General features: G+C 64.6%; 18 protein-coding genes. 10 read left to right on the forward strand and 8 right to left on the reverse strand.

All coding sequences use genetic code 11. The features are described from left to right. Positions 1–3: 3 nt before the first annotated feature. Both GJ699_RS02020 and trpS read right to left on the reverse strand, forming a co-directional pair. A complete protein-coding gene (locus GJ699_RS02020; protein WP_154372595.1) occupies positions 4–285 on the reverse strand; it encodes a DUF1294 domain-containing protein in 282 nt (93 codons plus the stop codon). Next, complete coding sequence (gene trpS / locus GJ699_RS02025) at positions 282–1331, reverse strand: tryptophan--tRNA ligase (protein ID WP_154372597.1); 1050 nt, start codon at positions 1329–1331, stop codon at positions 282–284. Before trpS ends, GJ699_RS02020 begins: the two co-directional genes overlap by 4 nt. A gap of 261 nt (positions 1332–1592) precedes the next feature. On the opposite strand from trpS, the gene GJ699_RS02030 reads away from it, so the two are divergent. Continuing rightward, on the forward strand, positions 1593–1865 hold the full coding sequence (locus GJ699_RS02030) for a CCDC90 family protein (RefSeq protein ID WP_154372599.1): 273 nt from the start codon (positions 1593–1595) through the stop codon (positions 1863–1865). Between the two features lie 104 nt (positions 1866–1969). Then, on the forward strand, positions 1970–3799 hold the full coding sequence (locus tag GJ699_RS02035) for a CocE/NonD family hydrolase (protein ID WP_229261893.1): 1830 nt from the start codon (positions 1970–1972) through the stop codon (positions 3797–3799). 4 nt (positions 3800–3803) lie between these two features. On the opposite strand, the gene GJ699_RS02040 is transcribed toward GJ699_RS02035, so the two are convergent. Genes GJ699_RS02040 through GJ699_RS02050 form a run of 3 tightly spaced genes read right to left on the reverse strand, consistent with a single transcriptional unit; the run spans position 3804 to position 6483 of the window. Next, positions 3804–4601 (reverse strand): substrate-binding periplasmic protein, encoded by a 798-nt coding sequence (locus tag GJ699_RS02040; RefSeq protein ID WP_154372603.1) that lies wholly within the window; start codon positions 4599–4601, stop codon positions 3804–3806. Then, positions 4598–5827 carry an MFS transporter gene (locus GJ699_RS02045; protein ID WP_154372605.1) on the reverse strand — a complete coding sequence of 410 codons (1230 nt, stop codon included), beginning with the start codon at positions 5825–5827 and terminating at the stop codon, positions 4598–4600. The genes GJ699_RS02040 and GJ699_RS02045 overlap by 4 nt, the downstream gene beginning before the upstream one ends. Continuing rightward, positions 5824–6483, reverse strand: a complete 660-nt coding sequence (locus tag GJ699_RS02050) for an HD domain-containing protein (protein WP_154372607.1) — start codon at positions 6481–6483, stop codon at positions 5824–5826. Before GJ699_RS02050 ends, GJ699_RS02045 begins: the two co-directional genes overlap by 4 nt. A 196-nt stretch (positions 6484–6679) precedes the next feature. Between GJ699_RS02050 and GJ699_RS02055 the strand changes: the two genes are divergently transcribed. Together GJ699_RS02055 and GJ699_RS02060 are read left to right on the forward strand one after the other, a co-directional pair. Then, a complete protein-coding gene (locus GJ699_RS02055; RefSeq protein ID WP_154372609.1) occupies positions 6680–7171 on the forward strand; it encodes a chemotaxis protein CheW in 492 nt (163 codons plus the stop codon). Between the two features lie 70 nt (positions 7172–7241). Then, a complete protein-coding gene (locus GJ699_RS02060) occupies positions 7242–8888 on the forward strand; it encodes a methyl-accepting chemotaxis protein (protein WP_154372611.1) in 1647 nt (548 codons plus the stop codon). A 93-nt stretch (positions 8889–8981) separates the two neighbouring features. On the opposite strand, the gene GJ699_RS02065 is transcribed toward GJ699_RS02060, so the two are convergent. The 3 genes from GJ699_RS02065 to GJ699_RS02080 form a co-directional block, all read right to left on the reverse strand. Next, entirely contained in the window at positions 8982–9641 is a 660-nt protein-coding gene (locus GJ699_RS02065; RefSeq protein ID WP_154372613.1) for a ribonuclease HI family protein, read from the reverse strand. After that, on the reverse strand, positions 9641–10372 hold the full coding sequence (locus tag GJ699_RS35240) for a YXWGXW repeat-containing protein (protein WP_371867430.1): 732 nt from the start codon (positions 10370–10372) through the stop codon (positions 9641–9643). Before GJ699_RS35240 ends, GJ699_RS02065 begins: the two co-directional genes overlap by 1 nt. A gap of 227 nt (positions 10373–10599) precedes the next feature. Further along, entirely contained in the window at positions 10600–10827 is a 228-nt protein-coding gene (locus GJ699_RS02080; protein ID WP_154372615.1) for a hypothetical protein, read from the reverse strand. Between the two features lie 190 nt (positions 10828–11017). On the opposite strand from GJ699_RS02080, the gene GJ699_RS02085 reads away from it, so the two are divergent. From GJ699_RS02085 to GJ699_RS02110, 6 genes are all read left to right on the forward strand, one after another. Then, the gene (locus GJ699_RS02085; RefSeq protein WP_154372617.1) at positions 11018–14440 is read left to right on the forward strand and encodes a penicillin-binding transpeptidase domain-containing protein; all 3423 of its coding nucleotides are present in this window, start codon (positions 11018–11020) and stop codon (positions 14438–14440) included. 84 nt (positions 14441–14524) lie between these two features. After that, positions 14525–15856: a hypothetical protein gene (locus tag GJ699_RS02090; RefSeq protein WP_154372618.1), complete on the forward strand. Its 1332-nt coding sequence runs from the start codon at positions 14525–14527 to the stop codon at positions 15854–15856. Then, the gene (locus GJ699_RS02095) at positions 15837–16421 is read left to right on the forward strand and encodes a hypothetical protein (protein WP_308495496.1); all 585 of its coding nucleotides are present in this window, start codon (positions 15837–15839) and stop codon (positions 16419–16421) included. The genes GJ699_RS02090 and GJ699_RS02095 overlap by 20 nt, the downstream gene beginning before the upstream one ends. Next, a complete protein-coding gene (locus GJ699_RS02100) occupies positions 16422–17621 on the forward strand; it encodes a hypothetical protein (protein WP_308495497.1) in 1200 nt (399 codons plus the stop codon). It begins immediately after the preceding gene. After that, entirely contained in the window at positions 17618–18751 is a 1134-nt protein-coding gene (locus tag GJ699_RS02105) for a hypothetical protein (protein WP_154372620.1), read from the forward strand. The genes GJ699_RS02100 and GJ699_RS02105 overlap by 4 nt, the downstream gene beginning before the upstream one ends. A gap of 89 nt (positions 18752–18840) precedes the next feature. Further along, positions 18841–21096, forward strand: a complete 2256-nt coding sequence (locus GJ699_RS02110) for a hypothetical protein (RefSeq protein WP_154372621.1) — start codon at positions 18841–18843, stop codon at positions 21094–21096.

The following is a 21096-nucleotide window of genomic DNA, read 5'->3' on the forward strand; positions in this document are numbered from 1 at the left end:
TCCTTAAAGAAGAGTGCAGAGCCACCACAGCGCCGCGAGATTCAGTGCGACGCTGGACCAGTAGGTCAGCTGGAAAGAGGTCTTAATGGTCTTGTGGCGCAGCAGGCGTTGCGCCAGTAGTCCGCCGGGCCAGCCGCAGCACAGACCCAGCAGCAATAGTGTGCGCTCCGGTATGCGTCGCTCGCCGCGCCGGGCGGCCGACTTGTCGATCGCATAGGCGATGAAGCAGAGCAGGCTGGCGATGCCGTAAGCGGCCGCCAGCCAAAGCTGCCAGGAAGCGATCAGAAGTAGCTCAGGCCGAGCGCGGCCTTGACTTCATCGGCGGTCTGCGCCGCCACTTCGCGCGCGCGGAAAGTGCCTTCCTTCAGCAGCTGCATGATGTAGCCCTTGTCCTTGGCCAGCTCTTCGCGGCGGGCGCGGATTGGCGCCAGCATCTCCTGCAGCACCACTTCCAGGCGTTTCTTGACGATGGAATCGCCCAGGCCGCCGCGCACGTAGTGGGCCTTCATTTCTTCCAGCTTGTCCTTTTCCGGGTCGAAGGCGTCCAGGTAGATGAAGGCGACGTTGCCTTCCAGGTGGCCCGGATCTTCAACGCGCAGGTGCAGCGGGTCGGTGTAGACCTTTTTCACGGCGGCGGTGATTTCGGCCGCAGTGGCGCCCAGGTTGATGGTGTTGCCCAGCGATTTGCTCATCTTGGCTTTGCCGTCGATGCCCGGCAGGCGGCCGAGGTCCGGCACCAGTGCCTTGCACTCGACCAGAATTTCTTTATCAACGATGCGGTTGAAGCGGCGCACGATTTCGTTGGTCTGCTCGATCATCGGAATCTGGTCTTCACCCACCGGCACCAGCGTGGCCTTGAAGGCCGAGATGTCGGCGGCCTGCGAGGCCGGGTAGGTCAGGAAGCCGGCCGGGATGTCGCGCTCGAAGCCGCGCAGCGCGATTTCGGTTTTCACGGTCGGGTTACGCTCCAGGCGCGCCACGGTGACCATGTTCAGGTAGTAGAAAGTCAGCTCGGCCAGCTCGGGAATCTGCGACTGGATCAGGATGGTGGACTTGGCCGGGTCGATGCCCACCGCCAGATAGTCCAGCGCCACTTCGACCACGTTACGGTGCACCTTGTTGGTGTCGTCCATATTGTCGGTCAGCGCCTGCGAGTCGGCCAGCATGATGAATTGCTTGAACTGGTGCTGATATTCGACGCGGTTGCGCAGGCTGCCAACGTAGTGGCCCAGGTGCAGCGGGCCGGTCGGACGGTCACCGGTCAGGATGATTTGCGGACCTTTGGGGGCGACGGCGACGGCTTCGGTAGTGGGCGTTTCAGGCAGACTCATCAGGATTCCTCGGGGTTGCTAGGGTTTGCCCCGGTCCAGCGCGCACATAATAAAAACGCCACCAGACAGGGGCGGCGTTGATAAAAATATCACTTCACTATGGGTGTACAGTGGCCGCGCTCGCTAGGAGCGGCGCCAATACGTGTGGGCGTGAGGCGGGGCATAAAAAATCATGGCCGTATGGTTGCAGGTCATGGCCGGTCTGTCAAGTTCAGGAACCATTTTGCGCGCCTGGCGGTCTAAGCTGAAAAGGAGTGCAACATGGCTAACAATCTTGATATGAATGCCTTCGTCGATACACTGGTGGCGGGCGACTTTTCCCAGAAGCAGGCTACGACGTTGGCCGCCGCACTGGTCACACTGATCGATGCCCATATGGTTACGAGGGAGTATCTGGACATGCGGCTCAATGAGCTGCGGCTTGAATTCCGGGCCGACCTGGCAAATCTCAAGGCCGACTTGATTCAGTGGATTTGCGGACTGCTGATAGCCCAAGCAGGCGTCACCGCAGTACTCTTTAAATTGCTGCATTAATGGTATATTGCTCCTTTGGAATTCTCACTGGAGCCGAGATGCGTGGTCCTGTTATTGCTGCACTGCTTGCCCTGTCTGCCCCTGCCTTTGCGCAGACTCCTGCCATGGCGCCGGACATTCCCGCCAAGTTCGACACCATCATCCCCAACGCCGACTATATCAAGCGCGAGGTGATGATACCGATGCGTGACGGCGTCAAACTGCACACCGTCATCGTGATCCCGAAAGGCGCCCAGCATGCGCCGATCGTGTTGACCCGCACACCATACAACGCCAGCGGCCGCGCCGCCCGCAACGTCAGTCCCAACCTGCAGTCCATCGTGGCCCAGGGCGACGAGACCATGATGAGCGAGGGCTACATCCGCGTGTTCCAGGACGTGCGCGGCAAATACGGCTCGGAAGGCGATTACGTCATGACCCGTCCGCTGATCGGCCCGCTGAACAACACCCGCACCGACCACTCCACCGACGCCTGGGACACCATCGACTGGCTGGTCAAGAACACTCCCGAATCCAACGGCAAGGTCGGCATGATAGGCTCGTCCTACGAAGGCTTTACCGTGCTGATGGCGCTGATCAACCCGCATCCGGCGCTGAAAGTGGCAGTGCCGATGAGCCCGATGGTCGACGGCTGGCGTGGCGACGACTGGTTCCACAACGGCGCCTTCCGCACCTCCAACCTGAACTACATCGCCGGCCAGACCGCTGCGCGCGGCTCCGGCAAGCAACTGGCCACCGGCGTCTACGACGATTACGAGGCCCTGCTGCGTGCCGGTTCGATCGCCAGCTACGCCGCGCAATTCGGCGTCGATCAGCTGAACTTCACCAAGAAACTGTTCGAGCATCCAGCCTACGACAGCTACTGGCAAAACCAGGCGCTGGACAAAATCCTCGCCAAGCGCGACCTCAAAGTGCCGACCATGACCGTGGTCGGCTACTGGGACCAGGAAGACATCTACGGCGCCCACGCGGTCTACAGCGCGCTGGAACCGAAGGACAAGGACAACAACAAGAACTATCTGGTGGTCGGCCCGTGGCGCCATAGCGGCGTCAATTACGAAGGCTCGACGCTGGGCGCGCTCAAGTTCACCGGCGACACCGCGCTGGAATTCCGCCGCGACTTCATGCAGCCCTTCCTCGACCAGTACCTGAAGGACGGCGCGCCGGTCGCTGATACGCCGCCGGTGCTGTACTACCAGACCGGCATCAACCGCTGGCAAAAGCTGCCGCAATGGCCGCTGGCTTGTGCCGACAGCTGCGCCGCGCCGCTCAAGCCAATCTATCTGCAGAACGATTTCAAGCTGGGCTTCCAGGCCGCGCAGGATGGCGCCGCAGCCTACGACGAATACGTGGCCGATCCGGCCAAGCCGGTGCCGTTCGTACCGCGTCCGGTGCGCATCAGCGATGGCAATGTGTGGAAACCGTGGCTGGTGAGCGATCAGCGCAGCTTCTCCGACCGCACCGACGTGCTGACCTATGTGACCGAGCCGCTGAAAGCCAAAGTGCAGATCGCCGGCCAGCCGATGGTCAACCTGTACGCCGCCACCACCGGCACCGATGCCGACTGGGTGGTCAAGCTGATCGACGTCTACCCGGACGAAGTGCCGTCGCAGCCAGAACTGGGCGGCTACCAGCTGGGCATCGCGATGGACATCTTCCGCGGCCGTTACCGCAACAGCCTGGAAACGCCATCGCCGATTCCGGCCAATGAAGTGCAGCGTTACCGCTTTGCGCTGCCGAACGCCAACCACGTCTTCCTGCCGGGCCACCGCATCATGGTGCAGATCCAGTCCAGCTGGTTCCCGCTGTATGACCGTAACCCGCAGACCTACGTGCCGAACATCTTCTACGCCAAGCCATCCGATTACAAGAAGGCCACGCTGAAGGTGTACCACAACAGCGCGATCGAACTGCCGCTGGTTGAAGCGAAGTAGTGGTTTAGCGCGGACGGACGCTGTCGGTCAGCACGTCCGCGCGGAAGTACTGTAGATAGCCTTCCATGATCTGATTGGATTTGCCGGCCTTTTCCAGCGCCTCGCGCAGCAGCGCGTGGTCTTCCGGCGCCAGCGTGTTGGCGATGTAGGCGCCGGTCATGCTCCACGGCAGCTCGGGAATGGCTTCCGCTTTCAGCTTCTCCTGCAAGCCGTGCACGCGCGGTTCGCGGCGGATGGCGCCGGCCATCAGCGTCGGTCCCATGATGGTGAGGTCGGCCGAGCCGGAATTGAGCAGCCGCGCCACCGCGATCACATCCACCTCGACAAATAAACGGCCCTGTTTCTGCAGCTCGTCGATCAGCGTTGCATAGTGGTTGCCGTAATCGAAACCGCGCACCACCGCCACCCGCAAATCGCGCCGCGCCAGCAGATCCTGCGCGCTGGTGATGGGCGCGCGGCCGCTGTTCACCGAAATCAGCATGGCGCGATGGTTAATCATCGGGATGAAGGTACCAATGCGGTCGCGCTCCGGCGTGCGCGAGGCCGGCACCAGCACATCGACCTTGCCGGCGTTGAACATCGCCATCTGACGCGCGCGCGGCACCACGCTGAATACGAAATGGCACCCGGTGCGCGGCGTCAGGCTGCGCAACACGTCCGGGTAAATGCCGCGCACTTCAGCGCCGTCGGTGATGACGCTGGCGCCGTTGGACGACACCGGCACCGAGATATCGCGCGAGCAGCCAGCCTGCGCGGCGCCATGTGCCGCCAGCGCGACCAGGGCTGCCGCCAGCAGCTTCATGCCGGCACCTCGTGCTGGCGGAAGTAGCGCCGCGCCACCACGATCGCCACCGCCTGCATGGCCGCGCACAGATAGAAAGTGCTGCCGACCCGCCAGTCGCTGGACGCCAGATGGCTGACCTCACCGAGAATGGCCGAGCCCAGCAGCGGCATGAAAATCACGCCGACGCTGCTGATCGATTGCAGCGATCCCATCAACTCGCCTTGCTCGCCCGGTGGCGTGTTTTTGGAAACAATGCTTTGCAGGGCCGGGCCGATGGCAAACGACAGCACATTGCAAAGAATGAGCACATACATCATCCAGCCATGCGTGGCCAGGCCGTACAGCAGGTAGGTGATGCCGCCCGAGATCAGGCCCAGCAGCGACAGCCGCACTTCACCGAAACGCTTGATCAGTACGCCCAGCAAGCCGGCTTGCACCACCGCCGCCGTCAGGCCGACGCAGAACAGCGCGGCGCCATTCTGGCCGGTGCTCCAGTTGAAACGGAAAGTGGTGTACAGCACCCAGGTGGTTTGCAGCATCATCTGCGCCAGCGTGGCCAGCGTGAAGGTCAGCAGCAGGCCGCGAATGTCGGTGCGGCGCGCCAGCTTGGCCAGCGCCGACAGCGGATTGATACGCGCCAGCGTGAACGGCGCGCGCGCTCCCGGCGCCAGCGATTCCGGCACCGCGAAGTAACCGTAGACGAAGTTGGCGGCCGATAGCGCGCCAGCCACATAAAACGGCAGGTGCAGGTCGACCCCGCCCAGCAGCCCGCCCAGCATCGGCCCGCAGATGAAGCCCAGGCCGAACGCGGCGCCGACCTTGCCGAAACTTTTGGCGCGGTTTTCCGGCGTCGAGATATCGGACGCATAGGCCGACGCCACCGACATGCTGGCCGACGACATGCCGCCGATCACGCGGCCGATGAACAGACAGGCCAGATTCGGTGCCCACGCCGTGCTGAGGAAATTGATGCACATGCCGGCCATCGAATACAGCAGCACCGGGCGGCGGCCGACGCGGTCGCTGATGGCGCCCAGCATCGGCATGAACAGAAATTGCATCAGGCCGAATACGGCGCTCATCATGCCGTACCAGTAAGCCTGGCTTTCGCGGGTGCCGGCGAATTCGCCCACCAGCACCGGCAGCACCGGCACGATCAGGCCGATGCCCAACATGTCGATGAAAACGCAGATCAGAACGAAGTTCAGATTCCCCGGTCGCGCCGGCGCTGCCGCTGCGGTCATGGCGTGGCCGGGCTGGCGGCCCATTCGGCGATGAAGGTGTCGCGGAAAGCGATCAGCTCTTTGAGCCGGGTTTCGGCCAGACGACGGCCGGAGCTGGTCTGCATCTTGCCGGGCAGGGTGGCCAGCTTGGTGTCGATGTGGTCGAGCGCATAGGCTTTGTCGTTGAGATCGCGGTGCAGCGCCATCGGATCGTCCGGGTGCGCCAGCGCCGAATTCATGCGGCCGGCGGTGTAAAACAGTCGCGCCAGGCCGACCGCGCCCAGCGCGTCCAGCCGGTCGGCGTCCTGCACGATGCGCGCTTCGATGGTTTCGGCGCGGATGCCGGCGGAAAAACTGTGGCTTTCGATGGCGTGCGCGACGGCGGCCAGCTTGTTCGGCGGGAAGTCCAGCTCGGCCAACTGGCGGCTGGCCAGCAGCGCCGCCTTGCGTGACGCCAGATGGCGTTCCGGATCGTCTTTCGGCAGGTTGACCAGGTCATGCAGATAACAGCCGGCCAGTACGACCAGGGCATCGGCTTCGGGGTAATCGTCCAGCAGCAGACTGGCGTTGCGCCAGACGCGGTGCAAATGATTGGTGTCGTGGGCGCCATCCATGCCCGAGGCCGCGTTGGCCAGGGCCACCAGGCGTGGGTGCCAGCTGGTAAGCAAGCTATTCATCGTTCTCCCTGTGCGATGCCGATTTGCTACGCATCATACAGCGTCGACGCAGGCTTGTGCAGAGGAAAAAATAGCGCAAACAGCAATGTGGAAATTGTCATAAGTTTATTTATTGCTGTAACGCATTTATTTGGTGCGATTGAACTTGACTTGGGGTAACATTACGCCAAGTCAATTTAGTACTGAAGGAAAACACATGTCCAACGTTACCGAACTGTCGGTCGGCTCCAAGGCTGGCGAGTATCTGGCCTTTACCCTGGGCCAGGAAGAATACGGCATCGATATTCAAAAAGTCAGCGAAATCCGCAGCTATGAAACCCCAACCCGGATCGCCAACGCGCCGGAGTTTGTCAAGGGTGTGATCAACCTGCGCGGCCTGATCGTGCCGATCGTTGATATGCGCATCAAGTTCAAGCTGGGCACGCCGAGCTACGACCAGTTCACCGTGGTCATCATCCTCAACATCGGCCACCGCGTGGTGGGCATGGTGGTGGATCGCGTGTCTGACGTCACCACGCTGAGCCCGGAGCAGATCAAGCCGGCGCCGGAAATCGGCGCGGCCATGAATACCGACCACATCGTCGGCCTCGGCACCATCGAAGAGCGCATGCTGATTCTGGTCGATATCGACAAGCTGATGTCGAGTGCCGACATGGGCTTGATCGAAACCACCGCGCTGGCTGCCTAAACCGGACCGGGCGAGGCCCGATACTGGTAGGTCGATATTTTTGAGTTTACTGTGAGAGGTAGGTGCAAGAATGAATATGTTGGCGAATATCAGTATCGGAAAACGCCTGGCCCTGGGTTTTACGATCATTTTGGCGTTTGCGATGCTGATTACCGGCATCAGCGTATGGCGCCTGCAAGGCGTGGCTTCGGCCACCAGTGAAATGATGCAGGTGCCGCTGGCCAAGGAGCGCATGATCTCCGACTGGTCCGGCAAGATCGACAGCGGCATCCGCCGCACCACCGCGATCGCGCGCAGCAGCGATGCCTCGCTGGGCGCTTATTTTGCAGAGGAATCCAAAGCCTCGTCGGCCGCTTCGTCCGAGCTGCAAAAGAAAATTGAAACCCTGATCAGCGACGCCGACGAGAAGGATTTGTTCGTCCGCATCGGCGAGCAACGCAAAGTCTACCTGTCGTCGCGCGACCAGATTGCCAAGCTGAAGACCGCAGGCGACCTGGATGAAGCTAACAAGATTTTTGAAAACGTTTTCCGTCCCGGCACGGCCAAGTATCAGGAATTGATCGTTGAGCTGCTGAAAATGCAGCGCGCGAAGATTGACGCCGCCGCCGCGCATATCGAAGACATCGCTTCCAGCAGCCGTCAGCTGCTGTTTGTGCTGGCCGCGCTGGTGCTGGCGTTTGGCGTTACCTCCGCCTGGCTGCTGACCAGTGGCATCGTGCGTCCGCTGCAGGAAGCGGTGGCGGCGGCGCGTCGCGTCGCCAGCGGCGATCTGACCGGCCATATCGACGACAGCGCCAAGGATGAAACCGGCCAACTGCTGTCGGCGTTGAAGGAGATGAACGCCAGCCTGCTGGGCATCGTTACCGAAGTGCGTTCGGGTACCGATCACATCACCACCTCGTCCACCGAAATTGCACAGGGCAATCAGGATCTGTCGCGCCGCACCGAGCAGCAAGCCGGCGCGCTGGAGGAGACCGCGTCGTCGATGGAGGAACTGACTTCGACCGTGAAGCACAATGCGGACAACGCGCGCCAGGCCAATCAGCTGGCGGCCAATGCGGCGCAGGTGGCGGTCAAGGGCGGCGAAGTGGTGGCGCAGGTGGTGGGCACCATGGATTCGATCAACCAGTCGTCCAGCAAAATCGTCGACATCATTGCGGTGATTGACGGGATTGCGTTCCAGACCAATATCCTGGCCTTGAACGCGGCGGTGGAAGCGGCGCGCGCCGGCGAGCAGGGACGCGGCTTTGCGGTGGTGGCGTCGGAAGTGCGCAATCTGGCGCAGCGTTCGGCGTCGGCGGCCAAGGAAATCAAGGCGCTGATTGGTGATTCGGTGGACAAGGTCAATCAGGGCAGCAAGCTGGTGGCCGATGCCGGCACCACGATGGATGAAATTGTCGCCAGCGTGCATAAAGTCAGCGACATGATTTCGGAGATTACCGCCGCCAGCAGCGAGCAAAGCGCCGGCATCAACGAAGTGAATCAGGCGATCGGCTCGATGGACGCGGTGACGCAGCAGAACGCGGCGTTGGTTGAGCAGGCTGCGGCTGCGGCGGAATCGATGCAGCATCAGGCGGCGGCGCTGGCGCAGGCGGTCAGTGTGTTCAAGGTGAGTGACAGTGTGACGGCATTCGCACCGCGCGGCAGCAGCAGCGGCAGCGCCACGCGTACCGCGTCGTCGGAACGCCCAACCCTGCGCATCGCCCGCAGCGCCTAGCACGTCGTTCCCGCGAAAGCGGGAACCCATAGGCCACGTGCTCGGTGGCGCCGCATGGATTCCCGCTTTCGCGGGAATGACAGGAATGGCGCTTCAGCCGCCGGCGATGGCCTGTTGCGACAAGCGGTCCGCGTCGCCATTGCGGTGGCGCGGCACCCAACGCAGCTGCACGCCGCCCAGCGCAGCGATCAGCTCCGCCACCCGCGCGCGATACTCCTCTAATCCCTTAGCGCCACGCGCCGCTCCCAGATTCACATCATTGACGACCACCTGGCTATCGCCATACACAGTGAGTCCAGTCGCCCCGGCCAACCGCGCCGCCTCCAGCAACGCCGTCAGCGCCAGATATTCTGCTTCACTGCTGTTGCCATGCCCTGCGCGACGGCTGATCTCCACCTGCTGACCATCCGGCCCGCACAGCAGCGCGCCTATCCCGATCGCTCCCGGATTCGGATGCGCCGAGCCATCGAACCAGCCGCGCCAGCCGCCAGCCGGCTGCAATGCGGCCTTGCGCGCCGCCAGCTTGTGCGCACTGACCGCCTGCCGCGCCAGCCGTCGTTCCTCATCGCGCTGCCTTGACTGCTCCCGCTCCGCCAGCAAATGCGCCAACCCCAGTGCCCCGGCGGCCAGCGTCAACACCTGCAGCAATGCCTGCTGCTCACTTAACCGCATGCGCGTCGCCAAACGACGCGCGGCCACGCGCTCGCCCTTGTAGGCGGCCGTGGCCAGCATTTCAAACTCTAAAGAATCCATTAATCACGACGTCCGTTATCGGGATGACGATCATACCTGTTTGGCACGCCGTCGCCATCGCGATCGCGGTCGTGGCGATTGGGCACGCCGTCATGGTCGCGGTCACCCCGGCCGCGATTATCGGCGCGGTTGTCGTGACGGTCGTAGCGATTGGGGATGCCATCGTGATCGCGGTCGCCGTTCGGACCACGGTCCCAGCGCGCCTCCTGGCGATACCAGTGGCCGTCACGCTGCTCCCAGCGCGGCTGCGAATACACATAACCCGGCCGCGAAGCGATCCAGTTGCCGCCTACCCAAACGTGGCGGTTGCCGCGCCAGTCCCAATAACCCGGCGACCAGAGATAACCGGCGCGCGGCGGAGGAACCACCTCATAACGCGGTGGCGGCGGCGCGACGCTGATGTAGCTCGGGCCATTGTCGACCACCACCCAGCCGGCCGGCATCAAACGCCAGCCGCCGCCATCGCGTACCCATTCGGCGGGACGCCAGTGGCTGCCGATACGCTCCTGTTCCCAGTGGCCGGCATACCAGACGTGGCGATGGCCGTCCCAGTTCCAGTAACCCGGCGCCCACACATAACCGCGACGCGGTGCGGGCACGCTTTCAAAACGTAGTGGTGGCGGCGCGTTGCCGATCACGATGCTGACGCCGACCTGCGCGGAGGCGATCGACGGTATAAAAGCAGCGCCGCTCAGTGCGAGCATGGCGGTGGCGAATAGGGGCTTGAGCATGATGGAGTCCTCCGTTGATTCAGTTGCGCTAATCCTGCGCATGAATCCACTCTATCAAACGGCGTAAGGCTCGGCTGCGAATGATGCAACTTTTTACATATGACACAAAGCTGAGAGAGAGCTGTGTGCGCTGGCGTACGGAAGGGAGAGAGAAGGGAGGTGCTTCGTCTGTCACGCAGCGGCGCGGTGGTGGCGGCCGTGCGGACAGGCGAAGCTGTGGTGCGCGTTCAAATCGCGGCCTCTTTGCTGCTGCCTGCGGCCAGCGCGGTGGCGCGTTCTTCACGCAGCGATTGCAGTTTCTGTTCAGCCGTCAGGCGTTTGGCGCTGACTACGACGGTAGGCATGGCGGCGGCCGTGGTGGTGTCTACCGGGGCGCGGTCCAGCGAGTAAGCGGCGCTGCAAGCCAGGGCGACGGTGACGACGAATACGGCTTCAAAGTTTTTCAGGACGTTCATTTTGTTTCTCCTTCGGTGGTTGATTTGAGCTTCGATGTAGTCACTGTATCTCCAAGCCCCGCAAGCCGCGACGGGATTGCGACGAGCCGCATTTTGGACGGCCCGAAATGCATTTTGGCGCGACGGGAGCCTGATTTTTCCCGGTCCCCCGGCTAAGGACGGCCAGAGCGATCATCACTGCGAGGGGCGTATGCCGCGATTTGTCACCACCATCCTGCAAGCCTGGGCCGAGCGCCGCCGCGCCCGTCGGCGCCAGGCCAATCTGCGCGCCGGCCAGCGCGGCATGACGCTCGTTTCATCGCGCCCGGCCGCACCTAACCAAGCGTCCACCGCCCAGCGCGACCGCTCCGGCCCCGCACCAGCCAGCACCGCGCCCGGCATTGGCGGCCAGCCCGGCCGTTCGCCAACGGGCGCCGTGCGCGACACGCGTGGCCACGCTTTCGGCAACGGGCCATCCGACGCCTCCGGCCCGGCGCGCGCCGCCGATCGCAGCCCGGTGCGTTTCGTCTGGCTGTTGTTGGCCGCTTTGTGCGTCACGCTCGGCGGCGGCGCGCTGATTGCCGGCCATGCGCGCCACCTGGCCGCCGCCACCGCCAGCACGCCGCAATCCGCCGCCAACATCCGTGCCGCCAATGCCTACCAATCCGTATTGCCCGGTGCCGCATTCACCGTTCCCGGGCAGCCTGGCATCAGCACCAGTTTGCAGCCGGCCGGTGCCCTGCTGATCGCCGCCGGTCTGCAAGCCGCGCCGCCGGTACGCATAGACCTGTGCAGCCAGATGCGCAGCCCCACCGATCCGCGCCTGCTGCCGCTGCGCCTCGGCTACCGCTTCGACGATGTCAAACGCTGGGTGGCCCACAACGAACAAGCCAACCTCCAGATCTCACTACGCAACGTGCTGCTGGTGGCAGACCGCGACAGCGGCACCAACGCCATGCCCGAAGTGCAGATCGAAGGCAGCGCCCGCGCCGACTTTAACGACCCGCTCAGCGAACCACTGCAACTGAGCTGGCATAACAAACAGGGACAAGCACGTTGGATCAGTGACGCCAGCTTCGGCCAAATAGAGCAGGGCGCCAGCGGCCAGGTCGCGCTGCGCCAGCAAGGCTGGCTGCTGTGGGGCGACGCCAGCGCACTGCGCATCGAACGCCGCAACAACGCCATGTGCCCGCAGGCCGGCGAACTGCTGGTGCAGATGTATCGCCCGGCTGGCGCGGCAACCCAGCCTGTCAGCGCATTGGTCACCGCCTTCCCCGCGCGCGGCCGCGCCATCAGCGCCTACCTCGCGCCCGGCAGCTACCAAGTCCCCGCCGCCGCCAGCGCCGAACTGGAAGACCAATCCCTGTTCGAAGCCCTGCAAACCCAAGGCCTGATCCGCCTCACCCGCGCCGGCACCATCGAACTCGCGCCACGCGACCTGCCGCAATGGCAAGCCGCCGGCGCCACCGAACGCGCTGCGGAACTCAACGACTGGCAGCAGATCCAGCCCGGCGCCGCCACGCAAAAACTCTTCAAGCGCCTCTACTACCAGGCCGACGGCGCTTACGTCCGCCAGCAGATCGACATCTACAACAGCGAACGCCGCCTGCTGGCATGGCGCATCAAGACCCCGGCCGGCCTGGCGCTGGAATGGAACGCCACCACCAGCGGCCGCAACGCCCCGGTGATGATCGCCACCACCAGCCAGATGCCGGTCGCCGCCTCGCGCCTGTTCGCCGCGCTGCCGCAGGGCTGGCAAGCATGGACCCGCGTCGCTCGCTGGCCGCAGGCCGGCGAGGGCAATGGTGCACGTCCCAACGTTCACCTGACACTCAACCTCGCCCATGCCGCCATCGGTGGCGAAGTGCTGCAGTTGATGGTGGCCGGTCATGTCGGCAGCGGCATCAGCGGCGCCGGTGCGCAATACGCCCCGGCCTGCAGCGGCCGCGCCTGCGCCAGCTCTGGCGACGTCCAGCAAATCACACTGACACTGCAAGCCGGCGCCCGCAGCATCCAGCTGGATGTGCAGCCGCTCGACTTCAACACCCCGGAAGACCAGAAATACCGCCACCTGCGCATCGCCGGCGGAAAGCTGATCTGGCAACCGCTGGCGCAGAGCGACAACACCATCGCCCGCGCTGTCGCGCCATCGGCAGTGCGCCTGCAAGACCGCAATGGCACCATGCTGTGGTCCGACGGTGCGCCCAGCGACGCCGCCATCGATGCCGGCCTGGCGCCGCTGCTAGGCATCACGCCGGACCACGCCAACAGCATCGCCGGCATGCTGGCGCGCTTGCCAGCGCCCGCAGGCAGCATCAACGCCACGCTGACGCTGGACCTGCCGCTGCAGGCGCTCAGCCAGCACGTACTGGATTGCGTCGCCATGAAACGCGGCCATTGGGACGATGGCCGCTGCGTCGGCGGCCAGGCCATACCTGAGGGCCGTCACGCCGGCCTGGTCATCCTCGACACCGAAACCGGCGACATCCTGGCCGCCGCCGGCGCGGGCACCGGCGACATCAGCGCCGCCAACTGGCCCGAAGTGCGCGACTTCGACCGCACCAGTCCCGCGCGCAGCCCGCTGCGGCTGCCGGCCTTCCAACATGACGGCGGCGCTCATCAGAGTCCCGGCTCCACCTTCAAAGTAGTGAGCGCGCTGGGGTTGGAACTGGCCGCGCAAAACGATCCGCAAATCGACGCGCTGTTGGGCGGCATGCCGCTACCGGCCATCAACCGCCTGGCCGCGCAGCGCGGCTACGGCTTCCAGACCGATGCCGCCAGCTATCCGCTCAATCCACGCCTGGCTCATATCACCAACTACCGCGAGCAAAGCCTGGACCGTCGCGCCCAAGAGGGCAGGCTCGGACTGGCGCAAGCGCTGACCTACAGCCTGAATACCTGGTTCGCCTGGTCCGGCGAGATGAGTGACCGCAGCCTGTTCGGCCGTCCGGACGGCGGCGCCCCCGACCTGCAGGCGCTGGATGCCGACGCGCTGGACGCGGTCCGCCCCATCGTCGCCGCCGCGCACCGTCTCGGCTTCGAACAGGCGCTGCGCCTGGATGGCGGCCTGCTGCCGGCCGATTTCAACTGGCGCGCCTGGGACGCGCTGCAAGCCACGCCGGCCCATATGGACCCGATCCACACCCGCCACGAACTGCGTCAGATGACGATCGGCCTGCGCATGCAGACCACACCGCTGCAAATGGCGCTGGCCTCGGCGGCGGTGGGGCAGGGCCGAGTGGTCAGCCCGCGCCTGATGCTGACGCTGGACCGCACTACCAGCAGCACGCAGTCCGCACCGCCGCTGGGTATCCGCCTGGATCGCATCAAGGCCGGCATGAAAGGCGTGGTCGATGTGGGCACCGGCGCCGGCGCCTTCCGTGGCGCCGCGCTGACCAAAGTCCGTCCAGCCCTGTATGGCAAAACCGGCACCGCGCCGACCGGCGAGGACACGGCCACGGTCTGGTTCACCGGCTGGCTGGAGGCTGGCGCGCTGCCCGGTCAGACCCACCGGCTGGCGATGGCGGCCTTCGTCAGCCACTCGGACGCCACCGGCGGCGAGCACGCGGCGCCGGTGATCGCCGCCATCCTGTCCACGCTGGCCTCGCAGAACGGTGAACAGAAGGGGAAATAGGCTTGTAAACACGCTAATGGGGTGGGGCGGTTTATGGCATCCTTGGGAAAAGCATGTTGAACCACCCACCACTTACAGGACTTTATGCGTTTGCCAGGAACCCGCTATCAGGAACATGGCTGGGAACAGGTGCGCAAGCTGCTCGGTGCCTGCTCTTTGCAGGCATTTAGGCAGATTGAAATGCACCAGGTGCTCGACCCGCAGCAGCATGCGTCGCTGCTGGATGCCTATACCGATGCGGTAGCCGCGTCGCTGCGCGCCAGCGCCCGCACCGCGCGCGGCGAGGCCGAGGGCAATAGCTACGGCGAGAGCGTGTACGAATTGTCACTGGCGCTGTTGTATGAGCTGCAGGCGCAGCCGGCTTACTGGGCCGGCTTTGCCGCGGCCATGGCCAGCGAACATGCGCGCAATGGCGCGTTCTGGCTCGATCCCACCGCCGAGGGCGCGCTGCGCAAGAAGGTCAACGATATGTATGCCACTTTGCGCGACAAGGTGGATGCGGATAACTACATCGTCGCCACCGGCCGCGAATGCTCGCCGAATAAAATCTACACCTATCGCATGCTGGATACGGCCTATCGCGCCATCTCCGATTTGTTCGTGGCATGGGAACAGCATGCCGCGCAAGTGGCGGCGATATTGGGCCGGCCGATGGCAGGCACGCCGATCGAGGTGAGGCAGATACGCTCCATCAGCGGTTGCCGGGCCGAGTGGATCATCCGTTGGAGCGAGACGCTGGAGCGGTTCGGCGGTTCGCCTGGTCCGCTGCATACCCGCTCCAAGCGCTTCGCCAGTTTGAAAAACAGTCCGGACAAGATCGCGGCGCTGTTGACAGAGATAGGCGACTACGAGGAATTGTCCGCCAATATGGACCGCAGCGAGGAATGGCAGGGCGAGGCCGGTGAGGCGGCATTGTGGCTGGAAGACTACTGGCGCGTGCTGGGTGAGTCCGAGCAGGCCGAGGCCGACGGCCTGGCGCAGGACGAGGACTGCATCCTGCCGCCACCGGAAGATGAGCATGCCGATGAGGCGGACGATGACGGCCTGTCGCCGGCCGACGCCGGCCCGGTGCTAAGCGAGGCCGAGCTGGCGGCCGAACAGGCTCGCGCCGACGCGCTTTCCCTGCCCCTCCGCTATCTGGAAATGGCAAGGACTGCGCAGGATGCCGGCAGCTGGACGATGCGCATATTGTGCGATGAATCGCTGCCGATTCGATTGGCGGTCTACCATAAGCTGCTGGGCGCGGCGGATGATACCTATCCGGACGCCTGGCTGGACCCGGCCACCGGCGAGCTGCCGACCTTGCAGCAACTGGCGGCGCTGGATCAGATTTCGATGCCGACGCTGCGCAAGCGGCGCAATGAAGCAATAGACAAACTGTATGCAGGAGAACGAGTTGAACTCAGCACAAGATGATCTGGATGCGCGGTTGCGCGAGCGCGTGCTGCTGTCGCGGCCTGCACAGGATGACCGTTTGATGTTGGCCGATGCGACGCTGCTGGCGGCGCTGGACGGCACGCGGCCATTGACGCCCAATGAACGGCAGGCGTTGGCGGCATCGCCGCTGACCTTGCGCCGCTTCCGTCAGTTGTCGCTGCAGCACCATGCGGCTGCACAGGTGCCAGTGGCGGCGGCCAATGATCCGGTATGGACCGGCAGCCGTGGCATGCTGCGCGCGGCCTCCACCGCCACCGAGCTGGAGGCGCTGGTGACGGACGACGGCTGCTGGACTTTGCACTTTCTGCCGCAGGATGGCGGTTGGCAGGTGATTCTGGCCTTGTCGGCGGAGGCGCCGTTTGCCGCGCGTCTGCTGCGCGAGCAGCCGCTGTTGCGGGTAATCGACGGCGGTGGCGCGATTGTGCTGCAAGGCCGTCTCGACGCGGATGGCGAGTGTGAGCGTGTCTGGCCGTTTGCGGTCGGGCCGGGCTCGCATTTTCAACTGTATGGAGCCGGCTTCGCCGTTGAACCGGTGGCGCCGTAGATGATGGGATTATTCAGCCGCCGCCGCAAGCAGGCCGTCGATACCGAGGGCCTGGGCTCGACGCTGATCGCGCTGCGGCTCGATGCGGGGGAGGTCGCGCCTGCCGGCAGCACGGTGGTGGTGTTTAACGCTGGCGGTCATGCGCGCCGGGTTGCGGCGGGTAAGGTGGCTTGTGAGCCGGGGGAGGTGGTGTTTTGCTTTCATGCCGGGCCGTACACGGTGGATCTGGTGCCGTTTGCGGCCGCGCCGGAGTGGGGCTTGCGCTTGCGGTTTGTGGTGGATGCGGCCAATCCACGCGTGTCGCAGCAGCGCTTTGATTTGTACTTGTTCAGCGAGACGGCGGGGCGGCTGACGCTGGAGGATTTTGGCCTGGCGGCGCAGATGGCGTTGCAGGCGGAGCTGGCGCAAGGGACGCTGGAACTGCCGCCGTGTACCACGCTGGAAGAGTGGCATGCGTTTCGGGCCGGCTTGAATCAGCTGATGTACACGCGCTATGGTGTGACGGTGGACGACTGCGTGCCGGTCGATCTGGGCGAGCAGACCGACTACGCCACCATCCTCCAAACCCGTGCCCAGCAAGCCGCCGAAGCCGCTCGCCTGGCCCAAGCCGCCGCGCCGCTGGTCGCCGCTGCGTCGGCCAGCTCTGTGGAGCATGGCCCGAATTCGCAGGCTGCGAGTGCGCGTGTGGAGCCTACGCTTGATGAGGCACCGCTGCACGTCGATGCGACGTCGGGCGTGGTTTGGGGGCGCGAGGCCGATGCCGCTCCGGTCACGTCGCCGGCATCCGTCGCCGAACGGGATGCGCGGGCGTTGCGGCGGCTGTTCCTTGAGCTGCCATCCCTCAGCGGCGAACTGCGGCTGCTGACGCTCCCCGCTGGCCTGCCAGTCTTCCAGCAACATCAATCCGTGCTGCTCCGCCTCGGCATGGCCGCGCTGAACGTCAACACCATGCCATCCTTGGCCTGGGCCGCGCCGGACCAGCCACTGTCCGTCGCAGACCAGACCCGCCGCAGCGCGCAAACCCAGATCGCCCAAACCGCGCTGGACGAAGCCTGGTCCCTGCTAGCCCGCCTTCAGCGCGCAGGCCAACTACAATGGCCATCCCTGCTGGACGAAGCAGACCGCATCTGCACCAACCTCGAAACCGGCCTGGCATTGCGCCGCGCCGCCCATCTACCGCACACGGAACCCGCGCCATGACCAGCATCTCCACCAGCGCCGTTCCCACCAATGTCGAATGCCGCAGCATCCTGGCAGATGGCCGCACGCTGACCATCACCGCCAGCCGCCGGCCGCGCGCCAACCGCGCCGACGTCAAATGCACCGTGCCTAACGCGCCGGCCATCGCTGAACACATGCAGCACATCGTCCGCCTGGCGCGCCACACCGAAGCGCGTCTCGACACGCGCGATCAGGTTGTGCTCAGCATGGACCTCACCCCGTCCGCCAACGAGCGCGATTGGGAACTGGCCGCCGTCCTGGCCGACCGCATGGTGCGCGGCTTGCCGCCTGCCGCGCCGGGCCGCCAACTCACCGCCACCGGCGGCTCCGACACATGGCACCTGGGCCGCGTCAACGGCACGTTGCACAGCACCGTCGCGGCAGCCGTCACCACCGCCGCGACATCTGCCTCCGGCCCTGCGGCAGCCGCCTCACCACCCGTCGCCCGGCCTGCGTCGGCCGCAGCGGCCGTTTCTGCGCGGGGCGGCGCGATCGCAGGCGAGGGAGAGACTGTACACATCACCCATCTGGGCGCGCTGAGCGGCCACGCCGATCCGTCGGCGGCCGTCTCCACCGTGCGCGCCTGGTTCCCGCTACACAGCGGCGGCATCAACGACACCCTGGGCTGGCTCGAAGTCAGCGTCTTCCCGCTGCAAGCCCCGGCGACAGCCGAAGAAGACAGCATCGCCGCCCCCGGCCTCGACCTCGCCGCCCAACAGGAAATCCGCCAGACTCTGGTCGCCGCCCGCCACTTCGACGGCAAAGGACTAGGCCGCTGGCGCAGCGTGGTCCGCTTTGGCCAGCCACGCTTTCAGGGCGGCTCCTACCAATTGGCGCTGGTGATGGCCGACCGCCTTGCGCGCGGCCGCGAGTTCGTGCCACGCGGCCGCATCATCGCCACCGGTTGTTCCAGCGCCTGGCATGCCGGCCGCGTCGACACGGTAGATGGCCGCGAACCCAAACTTGAATTAATATTAAGCCAGGCCGGCCAGGGCGACCGCGTGCTGCTGCCCAAGGATTGGCAAGAACACCTGCCGCCCGGATTTGCCGCCGGACTGCGTCAAAAGGGCGCCAGCCTGGCCTGCATCGACCGGATCGGCATGATTTGAACCGTGCGCAAGAAGCAAATCGGGCGCGTCCTGCTAAAATCCGCAGATCGCAGGACGGCCCGGAAGATGAATCGTAGAAGGAGTCTGACATGTTCCAAATGTTTGGTTTTGGCGGCGTTAAATGCCCGCGGTGCGAGCACAAAAACGACGACCAGTCGGGCTACTGCAAGCACTGCGGCCTGACGCTGGGCGCGCCGCGCAGCGAACCGGTCCTGCGCGACAACCGCTGGATCGCCGGCGATAACGAACTGGCGGTCTACTTCGGCGTCAGCACGCTGTCCGGCATCTTCACCAAGACACTGCGCGTGCCGGCCACCACCCGCGCCTATATCCTGCAGGCCGACAAAGCCACCGAAGTGCCGCAGGGCGAATACGAAATCGAAGGCTTCTTCACCCGCCTGAATCATCTGCTGCGCAATCAGCACGCCGAAATCCTGATCACCCGCACCTTGCCGCTGCCGGTCGAGTTCTCGTTCAGCGACCTGCACACCGCCGAACACCTGAAGATATCGGCCCGCTTCACGATCGGCATCCGCATTGAAAACGTCGCCGCTTTCGCCCAGCACTTCATGACCGTGCCCGGCGTGGTCGGCACGCTGCATCTGCACGAGTTGCTGGAGCCGTCGGTGCGCCAGTTGGCGGCCGAATTCGTCGGCAGCCGCTCGATGCGTGAGATGGCCGGCAATCCCGACCTGCGCCTGCAACTGAACGAACGCCTGCAAGCCGCGCTCAAACTGCGCCTCGCCAGCTATGGCCTGGCGGTGGATGGTGTGGAAACCGCCGCGCTGCGCCACGACAAATTCGACCACAACCGCGAACGCATCGGCACCCTGTGGCTGGTGGCCGACGAGCGACACGTCCAGCTGGAGCACGTCAAACAGCTGGACCAGATCTACAACGAAGAAGAATGGCAAGCCATCTGGCGCGAAGAACAGAAGATGCATTCCGACTTCCGCCGCGCCGAACTGCGCCAGGACGCCAGCATCAACAAGGCCGAACTGACGCTGAAAGAGTCCGAGCGCGTGCAGGCGCTGCGCGCGCGCGAGGTGGAGCTGTACAGCCGCGTGATGGATTCCAAGACCCGTAAAGTGGCCGTCGACAAGGGCGCAGGCACTGTGCTGGCGGACCTGGAACATGAACTGGCGCGCAACAAGGCGCATCGCCAGGGCGATCAGGCGGATTGGGAGCACGTACGGCATCTGGCGCAGATCCGCATGCGGACAGAATTGGAAGTGCTGCAGCAGAGCGCCGTCGAACAGCGTCAGTTGGCGCAACAGCGCTTGTCGCATCAACTGCGTCAGCAGGCGATCGAAAACCAGATCGCCCAGGCATTGCAGATCGAGGACGAATCGCATCGCCGCAGCGAACTCGCGGCATTGCGCCAGTGCGAAAAAGATGAAAAAGCGCGCGAGCTGCAAATCGAAGCCGAGGCCCACGCCGCCCGCATTCAGGGACTGACCATGGCGAATGCGGCGCGCCGCCGCGAGGCCGAGCGGGTGCAGGAGTGGGAAGACCAACTGGCACTGGCACGCCAGCGCGACCTGCTGCGCGAAGACGCCGTCAAGGACGCGTCGAATGCGGTGCAGGTGGCGGAGATTAACCAGAAAATCGAAGACCTCAAGCGCACCGGCGCCGAGGCCGACGCCGTGGCGCAGTACGAAAAACTGCTGCGCACCATCGAGGCGGACGGCATCCATGCGCGGCAGAACCAGGCCAACACCAAACAGGCGATGCTGGATCAACTGGCGGTCGACGAACAGCGTCTAATCCTCAAACAGCGCGAGCAGGAAGCGGCCTGGCAGCACGAGCTTCGCAAGTTCGAGCAGGAGCGCGCCGCCGCTTTCAGCACCCAGCAATCGCAGCAGGATCATGAAATCCGCCGCATGGAAACCATGGGCCGCCTGAGCGACCTTGCGTTGGCCGCCGTGGCCGCGCCGTCCAACGTGGAAGCGGTCACGCAGATCATGAAGATGCAGATCCAGGGCGGCATGACGGCCGACCAGATCCAGGCATTGTCGCAGGTGGTGGCCGCCGAACATGGCATCACGCCGGTGGAAGCGGCGCGCATGGCCTATGAACGCGTGCAGGAAGAACGCGCGCACCGCGACGCGGAACTGGACAAGGACCGCCGCCACCAGCTCGACCTGTTGAATATCCAGAACACCGCCAGCGCCAGTGCGCTGACCACGCAGAGCCAGTTGGGCGTCGGCGTGGCGCAAGCCGGCGCACCGGTGCATCATCACCATGCGCCGGCCGCTGTGCGCCGCTGCGTCCATGGCCACGTGGTGCCGCCCGGCCGCGAGCATGACAAGTTTTGCGCCGAATGCGGCGCGCCCCTGGTTTAG

The sequence above is a fragment of the Duganella guangzhouensis genome (assembly GCF_009674535.1).
GTDB lineage: Bacteria > Pseudomonadota > Gammaproteobacteria > Burkholderiales > Burkholderiaceae_D > Rugamonas > Rugamonas guangzhouensis.